This is a genomic window from Frankia sp. AgB32, assembly GCF_023243045.1.
Lineage (GTDB): Bacteria > Actinomycetota > Actinomycetes > Frankiales > Frankiaceae > Frankia.
On sequence record NZ_JALKFX010000005.1, the window covers coordinates 24,207 to 49,268 of the forward strand.

Genomic DNA, 25,062 nt, shown 5'->3' on the forward strand with positions numbered 1-25,062 from the left:
CTCCATGACCGCCACATGGCCGAGCGGGGCGGCCCGATCGCTGTCCGAATCGCGACATGTGTCCTAGAACACGCTGGCGAACGGGTGGTACCAGCCGGGCCTGCGGGCGGGTCAGCCGAGGCTGTCCGCGGCCGCCCGCGCGGCAAGCAAGGTGTTGCGCAGCAGCATCGCGATCGTCATCGGCCCCACCCCGCCGGGAACGGGCGTCAGCAGGCCGGCCACCTCGCGCACGGCGTCCGCGTCGACGTCTCCGCGCAGGCCCTGCTCCGTGCGGTGCATGCCGACGTCGATGACCGTGGCGCCGGGCTTCACCGCGTCCGCCCCGATGATCGCCTGCTGGCCGGCCGCGACGACGAGGACGTCCGCCCCGCGGCAGACCGCCGCGAGGTCCCGCGTGCGCGAGTGGCACACCGTGACGGTGGCGTTGCGGCCGATCAGCAGTTGGGACACCGGCCGGCCGACCAGTTCGGACCGGCCGACGACGACCGTGGGGGTACCCGCCAGCTCGACGTCGTAGGCATCGAGCAGCTCGATGATCCCCGACGGGGTGCAGGGCCGCAGGCCCGGCAGGCCCCGCGCGAGCAGCCCGACGCTCGCGGTCGTCAGTCCGTCGACGTCCTTGCCCGGCGGGATGCGCCCGACCAGGGCGGCGCCGTCGAGACCGGCGGGCACCGGCAGCTGCAGCAGGATCCCGGACACCGTCGGGTCCGCGGCCAGGGCGTCGAGCAGCGCGGCGACCTCCTCCTGCGGGGTGTCGGCCGGCAGGTGCTGATGCAGGTCGGCCATGCCCGCCTCCACACACGCCTTGCGCTTGCCGCCGATGTACACCGCGGACGCCGGGTCGTCGCCCACCAGCACGGTCGCCAGCCCCGGCTGCCGGCCGGTGGCCGCGCGGAACTCGGCGACGTCCTGGGCCACCTGCGCCCGCACCCGCGCGGCCACGGCCTTACCTTCGATGATCACTGCACTCACGTCGACCCCTCACCCTCACGCTCGATCCGCCGGCCAGGCCGGCGGCCACCCGACATCCGCCGCCGACCCGGCCCACCCCGCGGTCACCGCGGCCACCGCGGCCACCGCGGCCACCTGCCGTCATCCGGACACCCCGCCGACAGCGGCTGGCGTGGTGGCACACCCCCGCGGCCGACGCCTCGTCCGAGCGTGCACGCTACGCCACGCGACCTCCCCCTCGTCGACCAGCCAGCGACGTCATAGCCTCGTACCCATGGCGGCTTCGGTCCCATGGCGGCTTCGGTCCCATGGCGGCTTCGGTCCCATGGCGGCTTCGGTCCCATGGCGGCTTCGGTGAACTTCGATCGCATCGCCGACCGGTACGACGAGACCCGTGGCGACGAGACCCCGTGGCGGCGAGGAACGCGGCGGCGAGGAACGCGGCCGGACCGTCGCCGCGGCCATCGCCCCACAGCTGCCGGGGCAGCGGCTGCTGGAGATCGGCGTCGGCACCGGCCTGATCGCGCGCGCCCTCACCGATCTCGGTCGACGGGTCACTGGCATCGACCTGTCCGAACAGATGCTCGCCCGCGCCCGCCGCCGCGTCCCGGGGCGCCTCGTGCGCGGTGACGCCTCGGCGCTGGCGCTGCGCGACGCCAGCGTGGACGCCTGCCTCGCCGTGCACGTGCTGCACCTCGTCGACGATCTCGACCAGGTCCTCGCCGAACTCACCCGGGTGCTGCGCCCGGCGGCCGGCTCGCGGTCGTCGGCGGCGGCGAACACAGCCTGTCCAGCGACGTCGGTACGGTGCTCCGACAGCTGCGGACGGCACTGCGCGCCACCAGTGACGTGCAGGACCTCTCGCAACGCGTCCTGGAGACCGCCGGGCGTCATGGGCTCACCCTCGCGGCGGACTTCGCGTTCGTCCGGGACGATCGCGAGACGCTCATCCCGCGCGGCGCCGGCGCGGACATCGAGGCCCGGACCCACTCGCACCTGTGGGACCTGACGGACGCCCCGTGGACCGCCGTCGTCGAACCGGCGCTCGCCGCCCTGCGTGCGCTGTCCGACCCCGATCGGCCCCAGCCGACCGGCCGCAGCTCCCGGTCCCTGATCTTCGTGCGGCCGGGATCGGACATCACCGCGCCGCGCTGAGCCTGCTCGCCCGGCTCGCGACAGCCCGGCCGGTCAGGTGCCGAACTGGCCCGCGGACAGCGGGCGCATCGCCGGCAGGCCTGGCGACGCCGCCGCGCCCAGCCACAACCGCACCTCCCGCGACGTACGCAGCCGCACGACCCGAGCGGCGGCGCCGTGCCTGTCCAGCGCCCGCAGCAGGCGGATCCGGCTGTCCCGGGGGTAGTTCCACAGCCAGCGCAGGAACGCCATGTCCACCCGCTCGGGGCACTCGGGCGCCATGTCCGGCCGGGTCCGCCCGCGCCACCTGGCCCAGCGCCGCAGCGCCCGGCTGATCGTGACGCGGCGCGGCAGGTCGAGGAAGACGATCAGCTCGGCGGCGGGGATGCGCAGGTCCAGCGTGCCGCTGTAGTTGCCGTCCATCACCCACGCCGGTTTCGCCACGAGGCCGGCGACGATCGCGCACCACTCCTGCACCGGCGTCGCCACCCAGCCGGGCCGCCAGAAGTACCGGTCGAGGTGCACCACCGGAAGACCGGCCTGGCGCGCAAGCTCCCGGGCGAGGGTACTCTTGCCCGCACCCCCACTGCCGACGACGAGGACCCGCTGGATGTCAGGGGTCATCGACGGGGGCCCGTCCGGGCCCGTCCCGAGCGTCTTCACGCTCTCAGTCTCCCATTGCGGCGAACGGTTGTGCTGCCGAACGTGGCCCTTCGGCGCACGTTGCACTCGGCGTCATCCCGGCGTCGCCGGCTCGTCGACGGGGCTCCCGTTTCGGACTCCGCGGTCCGCCTGTCAGCCCGCCCTCGGGTGCGCCGCGAAGAACTGCCACATGACCTCCGACGCGTTCGGCGCCGGCGGCGGCGCGTCGGCCTCGTTCCGGGGACGGGTCCCGCCCGGCCAGGCGTGCCCGGCTCCCTCGATGCTGTACAACTCCACCGCGACACCCGACGCGCACGACCCGTACACGTCGTGGCGGACGGCGCCCTGCTGGCTGCGGGTCGGCGTGGCCGCGCAGCCGTCGCGGCGGGTCCAGAACGACATCGCCTCGGCGACCGAGCGGTCAGCCCGCTCGTCGCCCTGCCGCAGGCCTGCCAGCGACGAATCGCCGCCGGCGTAGCGGACCTTCTGATCGGCGGTGCCGTGGAAGGCGATGACCGGGACGGGCTGGCTCGGCGCGCAGGTGACGGTGTCAAGGGCACCGGAGACGGGCGCGATCGCGGCGATCCGGTCGGCGAGTTCACAGCCGAGCCGGTAGGCCATCATCCCGCCGTTCGACATGCCGGTGACGTAGATGCGGCGGGAGTCGACCGCGTAGTCCCGGGCGACCTGGTCGAGCAGGGCGGCGACGAAGGCCACATCGTCCGGGCCCGTCTGGTGGGCGTAGCCACAGCAGGTACCGGCGTTCCAGGTCAGCAGCGCCGTCCCGAGCCGGCCGCCGCCGTTGGGGTAGACGGCGAGAAACCCGGCCTGGTCGGCCACTTCACTGAGGCCGGTCTGCTGCTCGACCTGGGCCGCCAACCCTCCCGCGCCGTGCAGCACGACGACCACCGGCCGCGGGACGAGCTGGCCGCGGGACGAGCTGGCCGCGGACGCGGCGGGGACGTCACCAGGTAGGTCCGCGCGCGCCCGCCGACGGTCAGGGTGTGCTCGGTGGTGCCGGCATGGGCGACCGCGCGCCCGGATGCGCCGGGCGACGCGGTCGGCGGCACCGCGGACAGCGCAGTCGCCGAGGGTGGCGGCCCCGCTGGTCCGGCCGTCGACCCACCGCAGCCCGCCAGGCTCGCGGCAACCGCGAGCACCAGCGCGGCCCTGGCCAGACCGGGCGGACCCACCCACCGGTACCTGCCCCGGCGCGCGCCGCCGCCGCGACCGACGCCGCACCCTCGGCCGACACCGCACCCTCGGCCGACACCGCACGCTCGGCCGACACCGAACCATCGGCCGACACCGAACCCTTGACGACACCGAACCCTTGACGACACCGTTGCCTCGACCGGCCTGCCGGATCGCGCCCTTGGTCTGAGCCGCGTCGGTCCGTGTCATGTCAAGGTCTGGTGTGCGCTCACGACGCCGACCGTAGCGGCGGGTGATGTGAGCTGGGTGAGAGATCGCGCCCGCCGCGACGGCGAGCCGGTTCAGTTCAGACCGCGGGAGTCCTGCTTGAGCGCCGTGTCGATGGTGAGTGCGGAGGCGACGACCATGCTGAGCAGTGGCTGCGGCAACGGCCTGTGCAGCTGGACCACATAGTTGTCGGCGGTGGTGAACATCGTCCGCATGAAGCCCTCCCAGGTCTTGGTGACCCGGGCGACCTCGGTCTCGGTGTGGTCGAAGATGGCGAAGTTCCACGCACGCCAGTTCTCGGCCTTGATCGACCCGATCGTCGCGCCACCCGACTGCAGGTCAAATCTGATCTTGCCGAACACGTTCTGCTGGACGATGACGCCCAGCTCCCTGCCGTCGGGCAGCGAAACGATGACCTTGGACTTCAGCAGCTTCGCCGGCCGGTGCAACAGCAGCTGGACGACGCCGGCGGCGTCGCGAACCTCCAGCCGGTGGGAGAAGAACTGGTCCCAGGAGGTGAGGACGCGAGCGGCCTTCTTCAGCGCGCCCTGCCCGACCTCGACGACCGAGCCGATCTGGTTGCCCCGCTGGTCGAACACGGCGTACTCGGCGGCCAGCTCTATGATCTTGGTCTTCTGGTTGACGACCAGCACCGGCTCGCTGAACAGCGTCCCTCCGCCAGGCCCGGCGGCCACCACTCCCGCCTCCTCGCGGACCTGCCGCTGCACCTTCTCCGGGCTGGCGTCCGTCCGCACCGCGGCGGGGTCCACGCCCTGCGGCGTCCCCCAGGTCGTCGTGGCCTGCCCACCCTGCTGAGGAGGGCCACCGTACTGGGCCTGACCGCCGTACTGGCCCGGCCCTCCGTACTGGCCCTGGCCGCCAGGCTGACCCCCGGGGGGACCCTGACCGGGACCGGCAGGTTGGACGGGTAGAGCCGCCGGCTGGGTGTGCTCGGTCCAGCGAGTGCCATCCCACCATCGAGCCCCGTGCTGCCCACTCGGATCGGCATACCAGCCTGGCGGGACCGTCTGCGTCATGTCACCCACTTTGGCATCGTGCGGCCGTTACGACCACACCCGCTCCGCCGGGCAACGTTCCGTCTCCCCGGCCAGGCTCAGACGGGCTGCTCGATGACCTGCCCGTTGTCGACGTGCAGGCGGCGGGTGACGGCGACGGTGTCCAGCATTCGACGGTCGTGGGTGACGAGCAGCAGGGTGCCGGCGTAGCCGGTCAGAGCTTCCTCGAGCTGTTCGAGTGCGGGCAGGTCCAGGTGGTTGGTGGGCTCGTCCAGCACCAGGCAGTTCACCCCGACCGCCTGCAGCAGCGCCAGGCCGGCGCGGGTCCGCTCTCCCGGCGACAGCGAGGAGGCGGGCCTGGTCACCTGGTCGGCGCCGAGACCGAACTTGGCGAACAGGGTCCGGACCTCGCCGGCCGGCCAGCCCGTCGCCTGTTCGGCGACTGCCACGGGGCTCACCTCGCCCCGGAACAGCCCACGGGCCTGGTCGATCTCACCGAGCCGCACTCCGGCACCGAGCGACTGGCTGCCGGCGTCGAGCGGAACACGACCGAGCAGGGCGCCGAGCAGCGTCGTCTTGCCACCACCGTTCGGACCGGTGATCACTATCCGGTCCGCCCACGCGACGGTGAGGTCGACCGGACCGAACGTGAACGCGCCTCGGCGCACCGTGGCCCCGGTGAGGGTCGCGACAACATCGCCGGAGCGGGGAGCGGCGGCGATCGACATGCGCAGCTGCCACTCCTTGCGTGGCTCCTCGACCTCCTCCAGCCGCTCGAGGCGGGTCTCGAGCGAGCGCACCCGGCCGGCGCTCTTCGTCGCGGCCTCGATCCGCGCCCCGCGGGCTGCGCGGTCGCCGTCCGGGGAGCGCCGCTTGGCCCGTAGCGTTCCGCGCACGGACTGCTCCCGTTGCCGCTGGGCCTGGACGACGAGGCCGGTGCGCTGGTCGGCGTAGTCCTCGTAGCGCTCCCGGGCCTGGCGGCGAGCGACCTCGCGGGCTTCCAGGTAGGCCGTCCAGCCTCCGGCGAACAGGCTGAGGCCGTGATGGTGCGGATCGATCTCGGCGACGGTGTCGATGGTGCGGTCGAGGAACTCCCGGTCGTGACTGACGAGGACGAGGGCGCCGGACAGCTGCTGGACGAACCGTTCGAGCCGGTCGAGGCCATCGAAGTCGAGGTCGTTGGTGGGCTCGTCGAGAAGAGTGATGTCGAACCGGGACAGCAGGACGCTGGCCAGCGACCCGCGGGCGGCCTGCCCGCCGGACAGCGCCGTCGTCTGGCTGTCCAGGGCATCGGCGGGCAGGCCCAGGTCGGCGCAGACCTCCTCCGCCCGCGTGTCGAAGTCGGCGGCACCCAGCGTGAGCCAGCGCTCCAGCGCGACGCTGTAACGGTCGTCGGCGCCGACGGCGCCCTCGGCGAGTGCCTCGGCGGCCGCGTCGAGTTCGTTCTGGGCGGCGCCGACCCCGGTCCGACGGGTGAGGAAGGCCCGCAGCGTCTCGCCAGGACGGCGGTCGGGTTCCTGCGGCAGCAGGCCCACACCAGCCGTTGGCGGCGCGAGGTCGAGCCGGCCCTCGTCGAGGGGGATGAGGCCGGCGAGCGCCCGCAGCAGCGTCGACTTGCCGACCCCGTTCGGCCCCACCACCCCCAGCCGGTCACCCGGCGCGACGGTGAGGGAGACCCCGTCGAGGATGGTGGCTCCACCGCGGGTGACGGTGAGACCGGAGGCGACAAGGGTGGCAGACACTCAACCATCTTCGCGCAGGCGTGCCGGAGCGCGGTCACTCCCCCGAGCCTGATCGCCCGCACCGCCGCCATCCTCAGCCGCCGAGCCCGGGCAGGGTCGGTTGCTGGTCCGGCAACGCGGGCTGCGCTGCCGCCGGGACGGCGCCGAGGCGGACGGCGGGCCTCGCGGCCGAGGCCCCGACCCCGGCACCTTCAGCGAGCTCGCGCACCTGCGCGGTGATCCGGTCCCGGTACGAGCGGGGCGCGTAGGCGCCGTTGCCGTACAGCCTGCGGTAGGGCCCGACCAGCGCCGGATGATGCTCCCCCAGCCAGGCGAGATACCACTCCCGCGCGCCGGGCCGCAGGTGCAGGACGATCGGAGTGATCGAGGTGGCGCCGACCTGGGCGATCTCCTGGACGGTCGCCGCCAGCGCGGCGGGCGAGTCCGTCAGGTACGGCAGGATCGGTGCCATCAGCACCCCGGCGCCCAGCCCACGCTCACGTAGCTCGGCGCACACCGCCAGCCGGCGGCGCGGATGAGGGGTGCCGGGCTCCACGAGCCGCCAGAGCTCGTCGTCGATGAAGCCCACCGACAGCGCCACCCCGACGTCCGTCACCTCCGCTGCCGCGGCAAGCAGTTCGACATCGCGCAACACGAGCGAGCCCTTGGTGAGCAGCGAGAACGGGTTGCGCGCGTCACGCAGGGCGGCGATGACCCCGGGCATGAGCCGGTAACGCCCCTCCGCGCGCTGATAGGGGTCCACGTTCGTGCCCATCGCGACGTGCTCGCCCCGCCAGCGACCGGCCGCAAGTTCCGTGCGCAGCCGCTCGGCCACGTTGACCTTCACGATGATCTTCGTGTCGAAGTCGCGGCCGGCGTCAAGATCCAGGTAGGTGTGGGTGGATCGGGCGAAGCAGTATCGGCAGGCATGCGAACAGCCGCGGTAGGGGTTCACCGTCCAGCGGACGGCCATCCGCGACGCCGGCGGCACCCGGTTGAGCGCCGACCGGGCGTGCACCTCGTAGAAGGTCATGCCCGCGAATTCGGGGGCGTCAAAGGTGCGGGCCACCGCGTCGCGCGGCAGCAACGCCCGCGCGGCGCCCGCATCGGTCGGCGCCTCGTCGGCGAGTCGTAGGTTGTCCCATCGCACGCACCCATGAGAACATGCGTTCGAAACGAAGTCCAGGTGTCCGGCAGTCCGGCAACCCGGCAACCCGGCAACCCGGCAGGAGGTGCAGCGGTGCGCGCGTGGATGGCGAGGTGGATGGGCGGCTGGGCAGTGGCGCGGGGCGGCGCACGGCCAGGAGGTGGCCGCTGGCCGTTTCGGTTGCCGACGGGCTGGAGCCGTTTGAGATCAGGCGCGCGGGCCGTCCCAGCCAGCCGGGAGGCTGTCCGGTATCCGCCAGGCCGGATCGGGCTGGAAATCCGTCCAGGTGCCGTCGAACGGGAACGCCCCCGCCTCGACCAGGCGCAGCAGCCGCTCCCCCTCGGCGCGCACGGCGTCGGCGTCGCGGACCCAGTAGTGGCCGGGGTAGGCGATCCGCTCGGCCAGCTCGTGCTCGTCCTTCCACTCCCAGTCGCGTTCCGGCGTCACCCAGACATCAAGATCGTGATCGGTGGTATCGACTCCGACCAGCCCGTCCCGGCGCCAGGTGGTGGCCGGCTGCTCCAGGTTGATGTACCAGCGGACGAAGCGGCCCTGCCAGTCCCAGAACCACCACACCGAGTTGGCGCCCCGCGCAGGGACCAGCATGAAGATGTTCGGTCCGCGCCACACCGATGTCGTCATCACTGTCGGCTGGCGGATCCACTCCGCGAACGGCATGTCCCGCAGACCGCGGCCGTCCGCGCTCAGCTCGACCGCCATCGGGCAGCCGTGCGGGATCCACAGGCGCAGGCCGCGTTCGTCGTGCCCGACGACATGGCCGGTGCGGACGAAGACAAGGCGCTTCGTCGTGAACGACCGGTGCACGACGATCTCGCCGGGCGTGTACGGCGCGGCGGCCTGTACTCCCCGCGATCCGGTGCTCGACTCCGCCTCGGCGTCCGACCACGCGGCGGTTCCAGAGGCAGGGACGGTGTGACGTTCGGTTGGCGCACCGCGGGTGGATCCGGCTTCGGAGGGCGGCATCGCGCCGCCGGGATCGTTGACCGCGGGGCTGTCCGGCATTGTCACGGGCTGACTGTACGGCGAAGCACCCTCCCGGCCACCCCCCACCGACCTGCTGGACCACTGCACCGGTGCGCTTCGGCTGTCCCGAGGGACACAGACGCCCGGCCGGAACTCGGCGGAAACCGCGCCGCCATCTGGTCTCGTTTTGCTGGAGGCGCGGCCTCGTGGGCACCCGGCGGACCGGTTCCGCCTCCACGTCGCCAACGGAGGAGCGGCTCGCCTCGTGACCACCGCCGCATCGCCCCGACCCGCACTGCCGACCCCCGGCCCGTCACACGACGACCAGATGCGCACAACCCGTCACGACGGTCCAGACCATCTGGTGATCTCCGAACATCCGGTGCTGCGCCGTTTCTGGTACGCGGCCTCCTTCGCCGCCGAACTGGGGTCCGAGCCGCTGGCCCGCACCGTCCTTGGTACCCGGCTGGTGCTGTGGCGGGCGGCTGCTGGGGAGGCGCCGAGTGTCGCCCTGGACCGGTGCGCCCATCGGGACGCCCCGCTGTCCCGAGGCTGGATCGCGAACTGCCACCTGGTGTGTCCGTACCACGGCTGGGAGTGGGACGCGGCCGGGCAGACCCGGCGGATTCCGCAGTTTCCAGACTCGCCGCTGCCAGCCCGCGGCGGCCTGACCATGGTCGCCTCGCAGGAACGTTACGGCCTGGTGTGGGTCTGCCTCGACGACGATCCGCTGGTCGGCATCCCGCCGGTGCCCGAGTACGACGATCCCGCCTGGCGGGTCGTCCCCGAATACGAGTTCGCCTTCGACTGCACGGCGATGCACCTGCTGGAGAACAACTTCGACCCCGGCCACGTCGCGTTCGTCCATCGCAACACCTTCGGCAACCCGGACCGCGCCGAGCTGACCGACACCGTCGTCACCCGCGAGACCTACGGCATCCGGACCGAGGGGCGGGTGCCGGTGGACTCCCGGCCCGGCGAGGCCGGCGAGACGGTGCGCACGACCGTGTCGCGGCTCTACGCCCCGTTCCACGCTCACCTGCACATCACCTACCCGGACGGGCTTCGGCACGTGATGGTGAAGGCGATCACGCCGGTCGACGACAACCGCTGCGTGCTTACGCAGATCGTGCTGCGGACCGACGGCGAGGTGGACCGTCCCGCCGCCGACATCCTGGACTTCGACGTGGCGGTGGAAAACGAGGACCGCGACCTGCTCGAACTGCTGCCCACGCCGTTCCCCTTGGCGCCACACCTCAACGCGCACGTCCGCGCCGACCGCAACAGCCTGGCCATCCGCCGCCTGTGGACCGATCTGGTAACTGGTCGGTGGTTGCCCACCTGGTAGGCCACCGCGCGCGAACCCGCGGGCCGGGGAGCCTAGAGTTCGTCGGCGCCGGGCGCGCCGTTGACCAGGATGTCGGCTCGGCCGGCGACGTCGTCGGCCGCGAGGTAGCGCTCCTCCTGGCCAGCCCAGCGGTCCCAGTGCGGGATGAAGGTGTCGCCGTCGCGGGCCAGCGCGCGCCGGCGGCGCAGCGACGCCGGCGCGGCGACGTAGACCAGGCCCGACAGGAGGGGGGCCGCCGCCCGCGCGCCGGCACCGACGCCCTCGACCACCAGCAGGCCGACCGGGTCGAGGGTCACCAGCGCTCCGTAACGTCCCGCCGCCCAGTCATATCGCCGCCAGCGTGGCCGGCGACCGTCGGCGAGCGGCCGCAGAATGCCCTCCACGAGCTGCCCGACACCGGAGGCGAGCCCGTCCCAGCCGTCGTACAGGTCGTCCATCGGCAGGACGGGCGCCCCGAGGCGCCCCGCGACCGCCCGGGCGAGAGTGGTTTTTCCCCCGCCGGAACGGCCATCCACCGCGAGAACCCGGGTGTTGCCGGCCCGTGTGGGCCGGCGCGCAAACCACCGGGCGACCCGCGCCGCGGCCGCGTCGATCGAGTCCACTCGCAGTGACACCCCCGCCGCGGACAGGCCCGGATCAGTGGCGGTGCGGGGCGACCGCGAACTCCGGGTGCGCCCGCAGCCGGGAGAGCCGGTCACGGCTGTCGCCGTCACCCGGGGTGTAGATGACCAGACGGTTGCCGGGCCGATCGGTCAGGTCGAGGCTGGTCGACCGCATCGCGATGTAGCCGACCTCCGGATACCAGAACACCTTGTCGCACGGGCGTGGCGGCGCCACGTCGTGGGTGGCCCACACTGGCGTACGCCTCGTTCCAGCTCAGCACGTCCGAGCGGGCGTTCATCAGCATGGCGGGCAACGGATCGAGGGCGCCGAGGATCGCGGGCGCATCCCGCGGGACGTCGTCGTCCTTGTCCGAGGCGGGCTGCGCCTGCGGCACGTCGGCCAGCCGGTGGAGATGCTGCCGCTCGGCGTCGTCGAGGCGCAGTGTGCGGGCGACGGCGTCGAGAACCTGGCCGCTGGCGTTGATGGGACCGCCCTGTTCCAGCCAGGTGTACCAGGTGACGCCCACCCCGGCGAGCTGCGCGACCTCCTCGCGGCGCAGCCCGGGAGTGCGCCGGCGGGGGCCGGGCGGCATGCCGACCGCCTCCGGGCTGATGCGCTCACGCCGGCTGCGCAGGAACAACGCCAGCTCGCCGCGCCGTCGCCCGCGGGCGCCGAGGCGGGCCGGTGACACGGAGGAGATGTCTCGCACCGCGGCCGGGACCTTTACGGGCGTCGTCATAACCACAGCCTCGCCGGAGTCGAGATGATGCGCCAGGTGCTGTCAGTACCAGTATGAGCAGGCTCTCGGTACCAGTACCAGGTTGGCTCCACGCTCCATGCATGTCGCGGAACACGCCAGCTGCCCCTGCACTGTCATCCCGTCGTGAACCACTGACCCGACACGGACCTTCCAGCTCCCAGGCCACCCCGCCCGCCGCTGGGCGGGCCCGGGCCAGCGGGGTGCTGCTCGCCGTCATTCTGGTCGGGCAGTTCATGGCGGTCCTCGATCAGCATCGTGAACGTCGCCCTGCCCACACTGCGGGCCGACCTGGACGTCTCCGACGCCGGCCTGCAGCTGGTCGCCGCCGGTTACATCCTCGCCTACGCCGTGTTCCTGATCACCGGCGCTCGCCTCGGCGGCATCATCGGCTATCGGCGGGCATTCCTGCTCGGCCTCGCCGGATTCGCCCTCACTTCCGCCGTCTGCGGGGTGGCGCCGCAGACGGGGACGCTCATCGCCTCCCGGTTCCTGCAGGGTGCCAGTGCCGCGCTGATGACACCGCAGGTGATGAGCCTGATCCAGCGGAACTTCGCCGGGCCCGCGCTGGCCCGGGCTCTGGGGTACTTCGCGGCGGTGATCGCCGGTGGGGTGGTCGTCGGCGAGGCCGCCGGAGGGCTGCTCGTCAGTGCCGACCTGTTCGACACCGGCTGGCGGGCCGTCTTCCTCGTCAACGTGCCGATCGGACTGCTGCTGTTCGTCGCCGCGCCACGCGTCCTGCCGCGGGACGAGGCGCGGCACGGACCGTCCCTGGACGCGCCTGGCCTGTTCGTCCTGTCCGCCACGGTGCTGCTGTTCGTGCTGCCGCTGGTGCTGGGCCACGACCTGGGCTGGCCGGCGTGGGCGTTCGCGTCGCTGGCCGCGTCGGTCGTGCTCGCCGTCGTGTTCGTCGTGGTGGAGCGGCAGGTGTCCGCCGCCGGTGGGCGCCCGCTGAAGCGCGGCGTTCCTGACCCGCGGCACGGCACGCCAGCGGGCCTCGGCGGGCGTCCCGCAGTCGCCACCTGTCACCACCGTCGTCCCGTCGCAGGCCGCGCCAGCCGGGCTCGGCGAGGTCGCCGAGGTCGGGGCCGCCAGCAACGGGCTCGCGGCCGTGCCGGCGCTGGCGCCGCCGATCCTCGACGCCGAGCGGTGAGGTGACTGCCCCGTCCGTCCAGGTTCGGCCCGACAGGGATACTGGGACAGGACGGGGCATTCCACTGCGGCGGGGCGGGGCGGGAACGGCGATGGCGGACCTCCCGGCCGGTGTCGAGCCGTTGGAGGACGACGACCCGTCGGCGGTCGGCCCGTACAAGCTCGCCGGCAGGCTCGGCGTCGGCGGGATGGGCACGGTCTACTACGGTCGGTCCCCCGCCGGGCGCCCGGTCGCCGTGAAGGTCATCCGTCGTGACTTCGCCCGCGAGCCGCACTTTCGCAGTCGTTTCGCGCGGGAGGCCCAGGCGGCGCGCCGGGTCGCCCGGTTCTGCACCGCCGAGGTGCTGGACGTCGACACCGACCGCGCCGAGCCGTACCTGGTCACCGAGTTCATCGAGGGCCCCACGCTGGCCGGGCGGGTGCGGCGCGGCGGCCCGCTCGACGCCGCCGAACTCGAACGCCTCGGCGTGGCCGTCGCGGGCGCGCTGGGCGCCATCCACGGGGCGAACCTGATCCACCGGGATCTCAAGCCGGGCAACATCCTGCTGTCCCCGTCGGGCGCCCGGGTCATCGACTTCGGCATCGCCCGGTCGCTGGAGTCCACCACCACCCTGACCCACCGGGGGGTCATCGGCACTCCGGCGTTCATGGCACCGGAGCAGGCACTCGGCGAACCGCTGACACCCGCCGCCGACATCCATGCCTGGGGTGGGGTGATGCTGTTCGCCGCCACGGGCCGCACCCCGCACGGCGAGGCGATCACCCCGGTACTGCTGTACCGCATCGTGCATGACCAGCCGGACCTCTCCGGCCTCGCCCCCGAGCTGCGCGACCTCGTCGAGTGGACGATGCAGCGCGACCCGGCGGCGCGTCCGACGGCGAGCGCCCTGCTGCTGCGGCTGACCGGAGCCACCCCCGCGCCGACCACCGTCGGCGAGATCGGCACACCTGGTTCAGCGGCTGTCCCCCGCCCGCCCGGCGCGGTACGCGACTCGCCCACGCGGCTTCTCCACGACCCGCGGCCGACGGCCGGGCAGGACATGCCCCAGGACGGCTCCGCCGAGGAACCCCGACGAGCCCGCCGGACACAACCAGCCCGCCGCCGCACGCCCTCCCGTCCGCGGTGGCCGGCGCACCCGCCTCGGTGGCCACTGGTGGCGGCCGCCATCGCCACGCTGCTCGCGACCGGCGGGATAGGACTCGCCGTGTCGCAGCGCGACCGCGGTGGGCCTACGGCGCCTTCGCCGCAGGCCACCGCCGCCGCAACCGCGGGTGTGATCACGCTGGCCGACTATCGCGGACGGACGAGTGCCGTGGCGGTGGAGCGACTTCGGCGGGCGGGGTTCGTGGCACGCAGCATGTCGGAGCCGAGCGGCGCGGCCTCCCGGGGACGCGTGATCGACACGTCACCCCCGGCGGGCACCCGCCTCGCCCCGGGCAGCACGGTGGTGGTGCGCATCGGCGACGGCTCGCAGGCCGAGGCCCGGGGTTGGCGGGTCTTCAAGCAGTACACCGACAGCAGTTCGATCAACGAGAGCCCGATCATCCTCGTGAGCCCCGCCGGCGCCGAGCGTCAGGTCGGAGTCGGGGACAACCCGGCGCTCGCGCCGGATGGCAGCCGGGTCGTGTTCACCAGTACCGCCGGGGAGATCGTCAGCCTCCGGACCGCCGGCGGCGGGGACGAGCGGCAGCTCACCGACGAACCCGACGGGTCGTCCGACAGCGCGGTCTACTCCCCCGACGGTCGCACGATCGCCTACGCCCGCAACATCGGCGGCGTCTTCCTGATCAACGCCGACGGCGGCGGCCGCCAGCGGATCAGCCAGGTCCGGGACGCCTTCGAGCTGTCCTGGTCACCGGACGGCACCAAGCTGGTCTATCGCAATGGCGCCGACCAGTCTCTCCACATTCTGGCCCGCGACGGCGCCGACCATGTGCTGACAGGCTCGCCGGTGCCGGGGGCCGGCGCGGGTGAGCCGGCCTGGTCCCCCGACGGCCACACGATCGCGTTCAGCACCGCCGCGGGAGGCGTTTTCCTGATCGACGCGGATGGCGGCGAGCCTCTCCGGGTCGGCGGTTCCGGCACGTGGCATCCGAGCTGGTCGCCGCAGGGCGGCCTCGTGTACGTCGAGGACATGGCGGCGACCCAGTTCTTCGCGGCGACCGGCCCGGTCCACGTCATGAATCCCGATGGTTCCGGCGACCGCCTGCTCGGCTCCGGGACGGCGAGCGGCCCCGTCCGCTGGGCGATCCCCCCGGGGTGACGCGGCATTCCGGCCCCGGCAGGCGTCAACACCGGGCCGGCCTACGGATCTGGGACGGCGGGCGGTGCGCCCCGGCCGGAAGGCCAGGGCGCACCGAGAGGACGCCGCTCCTCACAGTCCGCGCGACGCCGGGCGGCCGGCCGACGGGTGAGCCGGCCAGGCCAGATCAGCCGGCCGGCGTCAGGGCCCAGCCGCGGTCCTCGTCGAAGACCGGCGACAGGGCGACGAGCGGCGGGAAGATCAGGGCCGGGTGCAGGCCGAGGGTGAGCGGGTTGTCGACGACGCCGATGGTGAACGTGCCGGGCCGCGGGCCTTCGGAGATCCGCCACTCGCGCGGCTCCGGCCGCGGGAGGACCCGCTCGAACACGTCGGGCTCACCCTCGAACCCGACGAAGAGAGGACCGGACGCGCGGCGGATCGTGTAGGTGCTGTCGCCGTTGCTTCCGTTACCTGAATTCTTGATTTCCCAGTCCTGCCCGGGCCCCTCGCCGGGCAGGAGGAAAAGGTTGCGGTTGTCGGGCGAGCTCAGGGTCAGATTGTCCCGGCCGTCGATGCTGATCCGGTACACGCCGTCAGAGATCGTGCTCATACTCTCCCCGTTTCTGGTCATGCGGTGGCTGGCCTGATGAAGGCCGCAGTCGTACGGGATGGCACACGCCTCGCGCCTCGGACACTCCGGGCCGCGACGCGGGTGGAGTACCGCCGACACGGCGACGTGCTCTCGACGCTGGGTGTGCGTGGGCCCGTGAGCATGCTGTTCGGAGGTGCTGTTCAGGAGGTGCTGTTCAGGAGGTGCTGTGGCCCGCCCTTGGCGCCAGCGTCATCATGCCCGGCCAAGCGGCGGCGCCGGGCCCACGCCACTCGGCACTCCGATATGCGTTACATCGCCGACCGGTATGGGAGGGTTGTCGAGCTCGCGCATTTCATTGCGAAAGGCAACCCGCCCGGGAGATCGACAGAAGCCATGCACTTCCCACCTTCGGCCGCACACTGCGGACAGCCCCAAGATAATTTATTCGTGCACTTATTAGCCCATACTTTGATTCGGCGCAATTACCGCTGAGCAGCTGTCGCGACGGCGGCGCCGGGCGCCTCCGTCGGATCCGCGGCCGGCGGGGCGGGCACGGATGCGCGGTCCGGATCGGCGCGGCGGCGCAGAGCGGGGACGGTCGCGGCGAGCGCGCCCAGAGCGAAGGCGGCGATGTGGCCGACGCTGTCGAGGTCGACGTCGACCACACCGTAGGTCATCGCCGGCAGGATGGCGACCAGCGCGAGCCTGGCGACCGTCCGCAGCTGGTGGCGGCTGGGCAGCACCACCACTGCCGCGAGGGAGGCCGCGACGACGTAGCTCGGACCGACGTCCAGGATGTGCAGCGCGCTGGCGGGGAGCTGCCGGTCGGCCACCCGCAGCCCGAGGACGCCCTCCGAGATGAGCGTGGCGCCGGTGTGCCCGCCGAACAGCACCCCGAAAGCGGCCAGGCTGCCGACCGTGTACTCCAGTCCGCCGACCGCGAGACCGGCGAGAGCGACCCAGGGCGCGACCGGTCCATCGGTGACCCACGGGATGCTGCCCAGCAGAACTCCCAGCGGATGGTGCACGAGCTGGTCCAGGGTGGTGCTCGTCGCCCACTGCCAGCGGTGGGTCACCTCGGGGGCGGTAACGCGCATCACCCGGGCCGCGATCAGTGCCGCCACCAGCACCGAGGTCACCGGGAAGCGGCGTGCGAGGGAACCCCCGGCGGCCGCCGACGCCAGTACGCGCCGCGCCGAGCGGGCCGCGGCCGCGGTGCGGGCCACCGGCAGCCTCGTCGGCCTGCCGTCGAGGCGCGGCGCGGACAGGGGCGCGCCACCGGGCGACAGCGGGCTGGGCGCCGCGAACCCGCGTCGGCAGTCATGCCATGGATCTGGACGCTTCACGGAGCACCCCCACCCGACGAGGAACGCGTACATCCTTTTGTGACATCGTGACCTGGCTCGGCATTCCCCGTGACAGCACCAGCCATGCCGCCATGGGGATTTCCATAGTTCGGACGACTCCGCGGCGAAGGGCCGCCGATGTGCTGGGGTCGGGTGGCCGAGGCGGCCTACGCCCGGGCGGTCCTGGTCCGGGTGGTGTGCGCGCGGGGCAGCCGAACCTGTACCGCGCGGTGCGGGGCGAGGGACCAGGCGAGCCCGTCGCGCAGCGCCGGGCGCCACACGCCGAAGTCGTGGCCGCCGGGGCGCAGGCGCAGCACGACGGTGAACCCCGCCCGGGCAGCCAGGGTAGTGGCCATCGCGCGGGTGTCCCCGTACGCCTCACGGTCGGACACGCCGCAGTCGAACCAGATCCGCATCGGGGGATCCGCCGGCAGGTGCGCGGCGTAGCGGGCCGGGGTGTTCGCCGCGACGACGCGGGCCAGGTCGGCCCTGCGCCCGAACAGTCCGACCATCCCGCCGTCGTGGGTGGGTCGGTCCATGCCGGACATGTCGACGATCGTGGCGACCAGGTCGCGATGGCGCAGGCCCAGGTTGAGCGCGCAGAACCCGCCCGCGGACATCCCGGCGAAGGTGCGGTCGGTGCGCCCCGGCAGCACCCGCAGCCGGGCGTCGATCGTGGGGATCACGTCGTCGACCAGGTAGGTCTCGATGTGTTCGCCGGGCCGATCGACGCATTCGCTGTCGTCGAGCCAGCCATGGCTCAGGCGGGGGGCGACGAGGATCGCCGCCCGGTGGTCCGCGGCGAGCCACGCCCCGGTCTGCGCCGCCCGGTCCGCCCGGAACCAGTCGACGGGCACGCCCGGCGAGCCGTGCATCAGGTAGACCACCGGGAAGCGGGCGTGCGGCTCGCTGAAGTACTGCGGCGGGAGGTAGATCAGCGCCTGCTGGACGCCGAAGCCGCTGCGCACCCCGGGTATCCGCAGGGTCACGACAGTCCCCTGCGGGTGCGTGCGCGCCGGCGTGGCGGCGACGGCAACCCGCGACGACGAGGCTGGCCATGACCTCACCCCGACGACGTCGTCCACGCGCGGCAGGTAGCTGTAGTGCGCGTTGACGAGGTCGGCGGCGGTGGCAACGCTGAGCACGACGGCCAGGCCGGCCGCCGCGATGGTGACGGCCCGGCCACGGCGGGACAGCCGCACGCAGGTCACCCAGGCGGCGACCGCCAGGGCGCCGAGGCCCAGCAGGAACCACTTCCCGATGATGACGACCGAGCCCACCAGCCACCCCCTGACACCGAACGCTCCGCACTCACCCGCGTGGCCGCTGCGCGGCGGCCGGCGGCAGTCAGGACACGCCCGGCGTCTGCGTCCGGCCGGTGTCCGCGCCGTCGTGGCGGTTGCCGCGACGGCGCCGCACGAGGCCGGCGGCGATCCGGCGGGGCCGGGACAGCCGGGCCCGCCAGCTGGGCCAGACGAGGAATGCCTCGGCCTCCAACATGGCGACGGCGATCCGGGGAAGTTCCGCGGTGGCCGGATAGCAGACGAAGCGCGGCTGCCACGTCGGAGCGAACTTGGCGTTGAACCGGTAGAGGCTGTCGATCTGGAACCAGCGGGACAGGAACATCAGCAGTCCGCGCCAGCCACGGATGACCGGGCCGGCTCCGAGTCGCTCGCCGCGTTCCAGGGCCGAGCGGAAGAACGCGAAGTTCAGCGACAGGTGCCGCACGCCGAGGTCCGGGGCCTGGCGCAGGGTGCTGACGATGAGGAACTCGTTGAGGCCGTTGTCGGCTTCCCGGTCGCGCACCATGGCGTCCAGGGAGAGCCCGTCGCGGCCCCACGGCACGAAGTGCAGCAACGCCCGCAGCTGCGGCGCCACTCCCCCCGCGCCCGCTGCCTTCGCCGGCACGGCTTCGGCCTGCACGGCTTGTGCCTGCACGGCCTTCGACGGCACGGCCTTCGACGGTGTGACCTTTGACGGTGTGACCTTTGACGGTGTGACCTTTGACGGGACGGCGTCGGCCGACGCGCTCCCGCGGACGGGGACGGCGCCGTCGTAGGCGAGGACGACGACGCAGTCCCCGTCGGCCGGATCGCCCAGCCGACCCAGCGCCATGGAGAACCCGCGCTCGGTCTCCGCGCCGCGCCAGGCCGCGGCCTGGCCCTTCACCCGGGCGATGGCGTCGGGATCGAGATCACGCACGCGGCTGGCAACGGCGGTGTAGCCGGCCCGTTCGACGCGCGCGACGGCCTGCCGGACGTTGCGCATCGCCCGGCCCTCAAGGCTGAACGTGGCGGTGTCGACCACGGCCTCGTCCCCGAACTCCAGGGCGGTGAGTCCCGCCCTGGTCCACGCCGTCCCCCCGGGCTCCGAGCAGCCGATGACGGCTGGGGTCCAGGCGTGGTCGGCGGCCTCACGCAGGAACTCCCGCATAGCCCCGGGCCAGGCCTCCCGGTCCCCGAGAGGATCTCCGCTGGCCAGCATGACCCCGTTGACGACCCGGTAGGCGACGCAGGCCTTCCCGGTCGGCGACCAGATCACCGACTTGTCGGAGCGCAGCGCGAAGTAGCCGAGCGAGTCGGCTCCCCCATGGCGCGCCAGCAGGTCACGGACCCGCACCTGGTCCTGCTCGGTGAGCCGTGGCCGCGGGCGCGGCGGGCGCAGCGCCAGGTAGGCCGTCATCCCGATCGTGCCGACGCCCAGGGTCAGCAGCACCCGGAACGCAAGGTCGGCGAACCGATCTGTGGTGAACTGCAACGGGCCGGGGATACCGACGAGCCCCAGGACGATCTGTTCGAGCTGGGCCGACCAGGAGTGCGGCCCGGCGATGCGGTGTTCGCGCAGGTGCAGCAGCAGGAAGCCGTTCGCGATCGACACCGCGGTCAGCAGCAGGCCGACGCCGAGCGCCCGCCAGCGGGTCGATGGATCGCCCTTGGCCCGGAACTCGCCGCGGGCCAGCACGAGGGCGCCGAGCAACGCCGCCGACGCGGCCGCCTCGTCGTAGTCGAGGCCCTTGGCGACATGCAGGACGACGCCGACACCCAGCAGGACGACGACGCCCCGCCAGGCCCGCCGCTTGCGCCGCCGCAGTCCGGCCGCGAGCAACATCAGCAGCATGCCGACCACGACGGTGAACGCCGCCGCCTGGCGCGATGCGGCGCCAGGCAGCAGAACCCGCAGGTCGGCCAGGCGCGTACGCCACTCGGGGGTCAGCGCCGACACCACGTCCAGCAGCCCGACGACGAAGGTCAGCAGCGCCGCGAGCCGCGGCACCCAGGGCCGGCCCGCGGCCGGCAGCTGCCACCGCCACCGCGCGCCGTCGGCCGGCCCACGGGAAGCCGGGCCGCCGGACGCGAGCCGGCCGGAGTCGACCTCCGGTGCGCGGGACGCCACGCCGGCAGGGTGCGGGCCCGCGGCACCCGGTGCGGCGGGGTGCAGGCCGTCGGACGTCGCCGGGTCGGACGGGACCGCGCCGACGGCCGTGGCCGGGCGGACATCGGCCCGCCCAGCGGCCGGACCGGGCGGCCGGTGGCCGCGCGACGACGACCTGGCGCGCCGGCTCGTGACCCGTCCGATGGTGCGCGCCGCGGCGCCCCGGGCGTGCCCAGGATCCCGGGTCGGCCCGGTGCCACGGCCGAGATTGGTGCCCGAGCCGGCCCCACTCGAACTACTCATCCACTCATCGTCCCCCGAGGAGGTAACTGCTACAGCACAGGGTCGGGCCGAGAATAGCCGGCCGATCGGCTGTTTCCCGACGATCCTCCCGGCCGTGGCGGTGCCTTCGGCGGTCCCGCCAGGTAGCGCTCAGGTGGCCCATCGTCGCCACAACGTAGAACCAGTCGCACCACTGCAGGTCAAGACGCACGCACCGCGGCCACCCGGGTCGGGTCGACGCACTTCTGTCCGCGCTGCGCCGTGGTGTGCTGGCCAGCACGTCACCAGTCACCTCTGGCGGCGACGCTGCCGCGATGCCGCGGATACAGGATGTAGCAGCCACAGGGGGTGCGGTGTCGCGATCAATGATCGTGCCGGCGTCGACGGATGCACGCGGGCCGGACCTGCCGTGCGGGTGATCGCGGTCGTCAACTACAAGGGCGGCGTCGGTAAGACGACGCTGACGGCGAACATCGGTGCGCAGATCGCCGCCTGGGGGAAGCGGGTCCTGCTCGTCGACCTGGATCCGCAGGCGAGCCTGACCTTCTCCTTCCTGCGTCCCGAGCAGTGGCGGGCGGGACTGGCCGAGAGCCGGACGATCAAGAACTGGTTCGAGGCGTGGCGGATGGATGGCCCCAGGCTGTCGGTGGAGCCGCTGATCAGCTCGCCGCCGGTGGTGAACGACCGCATCGCGTCCGGCAGTGGCACCCTCGACCTGATCGCCTCCCACCTGTCGCTCGGCGACGTCGAGATGAATCTGGCCGCCCGCCTGGGCGGCGCGGAGGTCCACCGGTCGACGCGGCACTACTTCGACGTCTACCTGCGGCTCGCGGCGGCACTGGCCACCCTGCCGCGCCCGGGGTACGACCTCGTGCTGCTCGACTGCCCGCCGAACTTCGGCGTGTTGACCCGGGCGGCGGTCGCCGCCTGCGACCAGTTACTCATCCCCGCCCGGCCGGACGAGCTGTCCACCCTGGGCATCGAGCATCTGCAGTCGAGGCTGCGCCGGTTCGTCTGGGAGTTCAACCAGATCGTCGACCTACGCTCGGACCAGGGGCCCATGATCCGCAAGCTGCAGCCGGCGATCCTCGGCGTCGTCTTCACGATGGTCCAGCTCTACGCGAGCCGCCCGATCGCGGCGCTGCGCCCCTACCTGACACAGACCCGCGAGCTGGGGCTACCGGTGTTCGACGCCATGGTCCGCGAGAGCAACAGCCACTTCGCCGGCGCCGCCCGCGCGCAGATTCCCGCCATCCTCTCCGACCAGCTCTCCCCCGCCCTGGCCTGGGAACTGCGCCATCTCGTCGAGGAGTTCCTCGCCCGCGTCCGGACGGCTCAGCCGTGACCGACACGACCGCGCCGGACGCGCCGGCGGGCGCCGCCGGTGACGCCGTCCGGCTGAGCTCCCTGCTGCTCGCCCAGGTCGCCGATCTGCTCGCGCAGCTGGCTCCGCGCCAGCTCGACGACCTGATCGCCGGCCGAGCCCGGCTGGCGATCGTCCCCTCGGCCGAGGCCGGCGGCTCCACCTCGGCCGCCGCGCCGATGGCCGCGCCCCGGGCGCAGGGCCCGGCGCGGATCCGACGGCCCCCGGCGCCACCGGCGGCGATCGACGTCGAGGCCCTGCGCGCGGCGCTGCTCGCCGCCGCGAGCCGGGAGCAGGCCGCCGCGCGCCTGGCCGAGCTTGGCCGGGTGTCGGTGCCTCAGCTGCGCGCCCTGGCCGAGGCGCTCGGCGTGGACGGTGTCGGCGGCCGCGACCCGAAGGCCACCGTCCTACGCAAGATCGTGGATCAGACGGTCGGATTTCGGCTCAGCGCACGTGCCATGCGCGGCCCCGACCTCTGAGGCTCACCGCGACCCGCGGCGGCACCCGCGACGATCCGGCCCCGCCGGGCGGCGGGGCCGGATCCGGGTCAGCCGACGTGCGCCGGCACGCCGTCCGTGGTCGCCGCCGAGTCCCGGCCGGCGGTCACGAGGACGGCCACCACGATCGCGGAGAGGGCGATGAAGACCGCGGCCCAGATGAAGGCGGTGGTGTAACCCTCGATCTGGGACTGGTCGACGGCCCGCGGGCCGTGGTGATCGGCGAGGTAGCCGGTCACCGCGGTCGCGTAGACCGTGTTGAGCAGCGCGGTCCCCAGCGCGCCTCCGACCTGCTGGGTGGTGTTGACCAGCGCGCTGGCAACCCCGGCGTCATGCATGCCGACGCCGACAAGCGCGACGCTCGACAGCGGCACGAACGACAGGCCCATGCCGAAGCTGATGAGCAGCTCGGACGGAAGGACGTGGGCGACGAAGCTGGTGTCGAGCCCGATCCCCACCAACAGGGCCATGCCGATCGCGGCGAGCAGGCCACCGCCGGTGGCGAGCACCCGCGGGCCGACCCGCGGGAGAAGCTGGCTGGCCATGCCGGCCGAGACGATGATCCCACCGCTGAACGGGAGGAACGCGAATCCGGTCTTCAGCGCGCTGTAGCCCAGGGTCTGCTGGAAGTAGTAGGTGAGGAAGAGGAACATCGAGAACAGGCCGGCGCCGGTGAGCAGGCAGGCGAGGAACGACCCGCCCCGGTTGCGCTCCAACGCCACCCGCAGCGGCAGCAGCGGGGCGGTCGACCGCGACTCGATGACGACGAACAGGACGAGCAGCGCCACCGACCCGATGAGCAGCCCGAGGGTGCGCGGATCGCTCCAGCCGTCCTCGGCGGCCAGGGTGAACCCGTACACGAGGGCGACGAGACCGCCGGTGACGGTCAGTGCGCCAGGCAGGTCGTAGCGGGCCTCACCGGTCGCCCGGCTCTCCCGGACGATCGGCGCGGCGGCAGCGGCGGTGATCAGCGCGATCGGCACGTTCACCAGCAGGCACCAGCGCCAGGAGGCGTATTCGGTGAGGATGCCGCCGACGATCAGGCCGATGGCCGCGCCGCCGCCGGAGATGGCGCCGTAGACGCCGAACGCCCTGGCCCGCTCCTTGCTCTCGGTGAACGTGACCGTGATCAGCGACAGCGCGGCCGGGGCGAGCACCGCGGCGAACGCACCCTGCAGGGCGCGGGCGGCGAACAGCAGCCCCGCGTTGGGGGCGACACCACCGAGCGCCGAGGCGAGCGCGAAGCCGAAGAGCCCCAGCATGAAGGCCCGCTTGCGGCCGAGGTAGTCGGCGATGCGGCCGCCGAGCAGGAGCAGGCCGCCGAACGCGAGGGTGTAGGCGGTCACCATCCACTGCCTGTTGGCGGTGGAGATGTGCAGCGACGACTGGGCGTGCGGAATGGCGATGTTCACGATCGACGCGTCGAGGACGACCATGAGCTGCGCGACCGCGATGATGCACAGCGCCAGCCAGCGGCGAGGGTCGGGCGTTCCGTCGGCCACGCCCACCGGATCGGGCGCTGTCCGGCGGTCGACGGTTTCGGTCACGTGGAGGCTCCTTGCCAGGAAGGTCGGAACCGGACGGACCGGTTACCGGCGTTCGACAACTGGGACCGACGGCATCGCGACGGCCCCGGCGACAGGACACAGGGAAGACGAGGCGGATCACTACGGGGTGACGGAGCCGACCGCCCCCGCGGGTCCCGTGGAGCGCTCCGCGCTGCAGCTCGGAGCGTTCGATCGTATGTTCGGAAGACTATCAGTTCACGACGCGGGCTCCGCCGGGATTCCCGCGCGGCCGGCGAGCAGGGGCAGCGCAAGTTCGTCGACGAGGTGATGGACGAACGCGTCATCCAGCGCCTCTCCAGTGACCAGCAGCCGCATAAAGATCATCGAAACGATGACCTCGACCAGCGGACCCGGGTCGGCGGATTCGGGCAGGTCTCCCCGCTTCACCGCGCGCTCCAGCAGGCAGCAGCACATCTCTGCCTTGTGCTGGCGCATGTTGGTCTGGATGACCTCGGCGAGCTGCGGTGACTCACTCGCCGCCCGCAGGACGCCGACGAGCAGCGCCCCCTCGGGGCCGGACGCGGCCTCGATCATGAGGCGCACCTGGGCCACCAGGTCGTCGCGCAGGGACCCGGTGTCGGCGGGGATGTTGTCGACCGGTGCGCGCCGGCGCAGGGCCTCGATGACCATCTCGTCCTTGCTGGACCAGCGCCGGTAGATCGTCGCCTTGCTGGCGCGGGCCAGGTTCGCCACGGCGACCATGCTCATCCGCTCATAGCCGACCTCGACGAGCAGCTGCAGCGCGGCGTCGAGGATCGCCTGCTCCCGGGCATCGTCCCGGGGCCGTCCGCGGCCTGCGCCGCAGGGGATGTTCACAACCTCCTCCCCTCCTTCGGAGACCCCACGATTGCGGGCGTCCCTGAGCTCATGAAAACAGTACCGTACTGTACTGGAACTCGCGACGCCGACATCGACGTGTCGC

General features: G+C 72.9%; 21 protein-coding genes and 2 pseudogenes. 7 read left to right on the top strand and 16 right to left on the bottom strand.

Annotated features, from left to right (window positions below; translation table 11 throughout):
* Window positions 1-111: 111 nt before the first annotated feature.
* Entirely contained in the window at window positions 112-972 is an 861-nt protein-coding gene (folD, locus tag MXD60_RS02740) for a bifunctional methylenetetrahydrofolate dehydrogenase/methenyltetrahydrofolate cyclohydrolase FolD (RefSeq protein ID WP_248817324.1), read from the bottom strand.
* Between the two features lie 373 nt (window positions 973-1,345).
* Between folD and MXD60_RS29200 the strand changes: the two are divergent.
* Together MXD60_RS29200 and MXD60_RS29205 are read left to right on the top strand one after the other, a co-directional pair.
* Window positions 1,346-1,645, top strand: a pseudogene (locus tag MXD60_RS29200) (class I SAM-dependent methyltransferase); the annotation flags it as partial.
* 113 nt (window positions 1,646-1,758) lie between these two features.
* The gene (locus MXD60_RS29205) at window positions 1,759-2,106 is read left to right on the top strand and encodes a hypothetical protein (RefSeq protein ID WP_248817415.1); all 348 of its coding nucleotides are present in this window, start codon (window positions 1,759-1,761) and stop codon (window positions 2,104-2,106) included.
* Between the two features lie 33 nt (window positions 2,107-2,139).
* Here MXD60_RS29205 and MXD60_RS02755 read toward each other — a convergent pair whose 3' ends face one another.
* The 6 genes from MXD60_RS02755 to MXD60_RS02780 all read right to left on the bottom strand — a co-directional run bounded on the left by MXD60_RS02755 (window position 2,140) and on the right by MXD60_RS02780 (window position 9,056).
* Window positions 2,140-2,748: a P-loop NTPase family protein gene (locus MXD60_RS02755; RefSeq protein WP_248817326.1), complete on the bottom strand. Its 609-nt coding sequence runs from the start codon at window positions 2,746-2,748 to the stop codon at window positions 2,140-2,142.
* Between the two features lie 132 nt (window positions 2,749-2,880).
* On the bottom strand, window positions 2,881-3,627 hold the full coding sequence (locus tag MXD60_RS02760; protein ID WP_248817328.1) for a CE1 family esterase: 747 nt from the start codon (window positions 3,625-3,627) through the stop codon (window positions 2,881-2,883).
* A 596-nt stretch (window positions 3,628-4,223) separates the two neighbouring features.
* On the bottom strand, window positions 4,224-5,186 hold the full coding sequence (locus MXD60_RS02765; RefSeq protein ID WP_248817405.1) for a phospholipid scramblase-related protein: 963 nt from the start codon (window positions 5,184-5,186) through the stop codon (window positions 4,224-4,226).
* 77 nt (window positions 5,187-5,263) lie between these two features.
* Window positions 5,264-6,907 carry an ABC-F family ATP-binding cassette domain-containing protein gene (locus MXD60_RS02770; protein WP_248817330.1) on the bottom strand — a complete coding sequence of 548 codons (1,644 nt, stop codon included), beginning with the start codon at window positions 6,905-6,907 and terminating at the stop codon, window positions 5,264-5,266.
* 73 nt (window positions 6,908-6,980) lie between these two features.
* Window positions 6,981-8,036, bottom strand: a complete 1,056-nt coding sequence (locus tag MXD60_RS02775; RefSeq protein WP_248817332.1) for an Rv2578c family radical SAM protein — start codon at window positions 8,034-8,036, stop codon at window positions 6,981-6,983.
* Window positions 8,037-8,240: 204 nt separating this feature from the next.
* Complete coding sequence (locus tag MXD60_RS02780) at window positions 8,241-9,056, bottom strand: ribonuclease FAU-1 family protein (RefSeq protein WP_248817406.1); 816 nt, start codon at window positions 9,054-9,056, stop codon at window positions 8,241-8,243.
* A gap of 289 nt (window positions 9,057-9,345) precedes the next feature.
* Here MXD60_RS02780 and MXD60_RS02785 point away from each other — a divergent pair, with 289 nt between their 5' ends.
* Complete coding sequence (locus MXD60_RS02785) at window positions 9,346-10,365, top strand: Rieske 2Fe-2S domain-containing protein (RefSeq protein ID WP_248817334.1); 1,020 nt, start codon at window positions 9,346-9,348, stop codon at window positions 10,363-10,365.
* Window positions 10,366-10,397: 32 nt separating this feature from the next.
* Here MXD60_RS02785 and MXD60_RS02790 read toward each other — a convergent pair whose 3' ends face one another.
* The 3 genes and pseudogenes from MXD60_RS02790 to MXD60_RS30190 all read right to left on the bottom strand — a co-directional run.
* A complete protein-coding gene (locus MXD60_RS02790; RefSeq protein ID WP_248817336.1) occupies window positions 10,398-10,979 on the bottom strand; it encodes a nucleoside/nucleotide kinase family protein in 582 nt (193 codons plus the stop codon).
* A 22-nt stretch (window positions 10,980-11,001) separates the two neighbouring features.
* Window positions 11,002-11,220, bottom strand: coding sequence for an MmyB family transcriptional regulator (locus MXD60_RS30185; protein ID WP_308222345.1), 219 nt, complete (start codon window positions 11,218-11,220; stop codon window positions 11,002-11,004).
* A gap of 217 nt (window positions 11,221-11,437) precedes the next feature.
* Window positions 11,438-11,707: pseudogene (locus MXD60_RS30190) on the bottom strand (helix-turn-helix domain-containing protein); the annotation flags it as partial.
* A 276-nt stretch (window positions 11,708-11,983) separates the two neighbouring features.
* Between MXD60_RS30190 and MXD60_RS02800 the strand changes: the two are divergent.
* Together MXD60_RS02800 and MXD60_RS02805 are read left to right on the top strand one after the other, a co-directional pair.
* The gene (locus MXD60_RS02800) at window positions 11,984-12,883 is read left to right on the top strand and encodes an MFS transporter (RefSeq protein WP_248817338.1); all 900 of its coding nucleotides are present in this window, start codon (window positions 11,984-11,986) and stop codon (window positions 12,881-12,883) included.
* 86 nt (window positions 12,884-12,969) lie between these two features.
* Window positions 12,970-15,141 carry a protein kinase domain-containing protein gene (locus MXD60_RS02805; protein WP_248817340.1) on the top strand — a complete coding sequence of 724 codons (2,172 nt, stop codon included), beginning with the start codon at window positions 12,970-12,972 and terminating at the stop codon, window positions 15,139-15,141.
* 166 nt (window positions 15,142-15,307) lie between these two features.
* Here MXD60_RS02805 and MXD60_RS02810 read toward each other — a convergent pair whose 3' ends face one another.
* From MXD60_RS02810 to MXD60_RS02825, 4 genes are all read right to left on the bottom strand, one after another.
* Window positions 15,308-15,730, bottom strand: a complete 423-nt coding sequence (locus MXD60_RS02810; protein ID WP_248817342.1) for a ricin-type beta-trefoil lectin domain protein — start codon at window positions 15,728-15,730, stop codon at window positions 15,308-15,310.
* Window positions 15,731-16,194: 464 nt separating this feature from the next.
* Window positions 16,195-16,938 (bottom strand): rhomboid-like protein, encoded by a 744-nt coding sequence (locus MXD60_RS02815; protein ID WP_248817344.1) that lies wholly within the window; start codon window positions 16,936-16,938, stop codon window positions 16,195-16,197.
* A 287-nt stretch (window positions 16,939-17,225) separates the two neighbouring features.
* Entirely contained in the window at window positions 17,226-18,338 is a 1,113-nt protein-coding gene (locus MXD60_RS02820; RefSeq protein ID WP_248817346.1) for an alpha/beta hydrolase, read from the bottom strand.
* 67 nt (window positions 18,339-18,405) lie between these two features.
* Window positions 18,406-20,331, bottom strand: coding sequence for a phosphatidylglycerol lysyltransferase domain-containing protein (locus tag MXD60_RS02825; protein WP_248817407.1), 1,926 nt, complete (start codon window positions 20,329-20,331; stop codon window positions 18,406-18,408).
* Between the two features lie 790 nt (window positions 20,332-21,121).
* Between MXD60_RS02825 and MXD60_RS02830 the strand changes: the two genes are divergently transcribed.
* Together MXD60_RS02830 and MXD60_RS02835 are read left to right on the top strand one after the other, a co-directional pair.
* On the top strand, window positions 21,122-22,057 hold the full coding sequence (locus tag MXD60_RS02830) for a ParA family protein (protein WP_248817348.1): 936 nt from the start codon (window positions 21,122-21,124) through the stop codon (window positions 22,055-22,057).
* On the top strand, window positions 22,054-22,554 hold the full coding sequence (locus MXD60_RS02835) for a hypothetical protein (RefSeq protein ID WP_248817350.1): 501 nt from the start codon (window positions 22,054-22,056) through the stop codon (window positions 22,552-22,554). The genes MXD60_RS02830 and MXD60_RS02835 overlap by 4 nt, the downstream gene beginning before the upstream one ends.
* A 68-nt stretch (window positions 22,555-22,622) precedes the next feature.
* Here the strand turns inward: MXD60_RS02835 and MXD60_RS02840 are convergent, their stop codons facing one another.
* Together MXD60_RS02840 and MXD60_RS02845 are read right to left on the bottom strand one after the other, a co-directional pair.
* Window positions 22,623-24,119: an MFS transporter gene (locus MXD60_RS02840; protein ID WP_518467229.1), complete on the bottom strand. Its 1,497-nt coding sequence runs from the start codon at window positions 24,117-24,119 to the stop codon at window positions 22,623-22,625.
* A gap of 216 nt (window positions 24,120-24,335) precedes the next feature.
* Window positions 24,336-24,956 (bottom strand): TetR/AcrR family transcriptional regulator, encoded by a 621-nt coding sequence (locus MXD60_RS02845; RefSeq protein WP_248817351.1) that lies wholly within the window; start codon window positions 24,954-24,956, stop codon window positions 24,336-24,338.
* Between the last annotated feature and the right edge of the window lie 106 nt (window positions 24,957-25,062).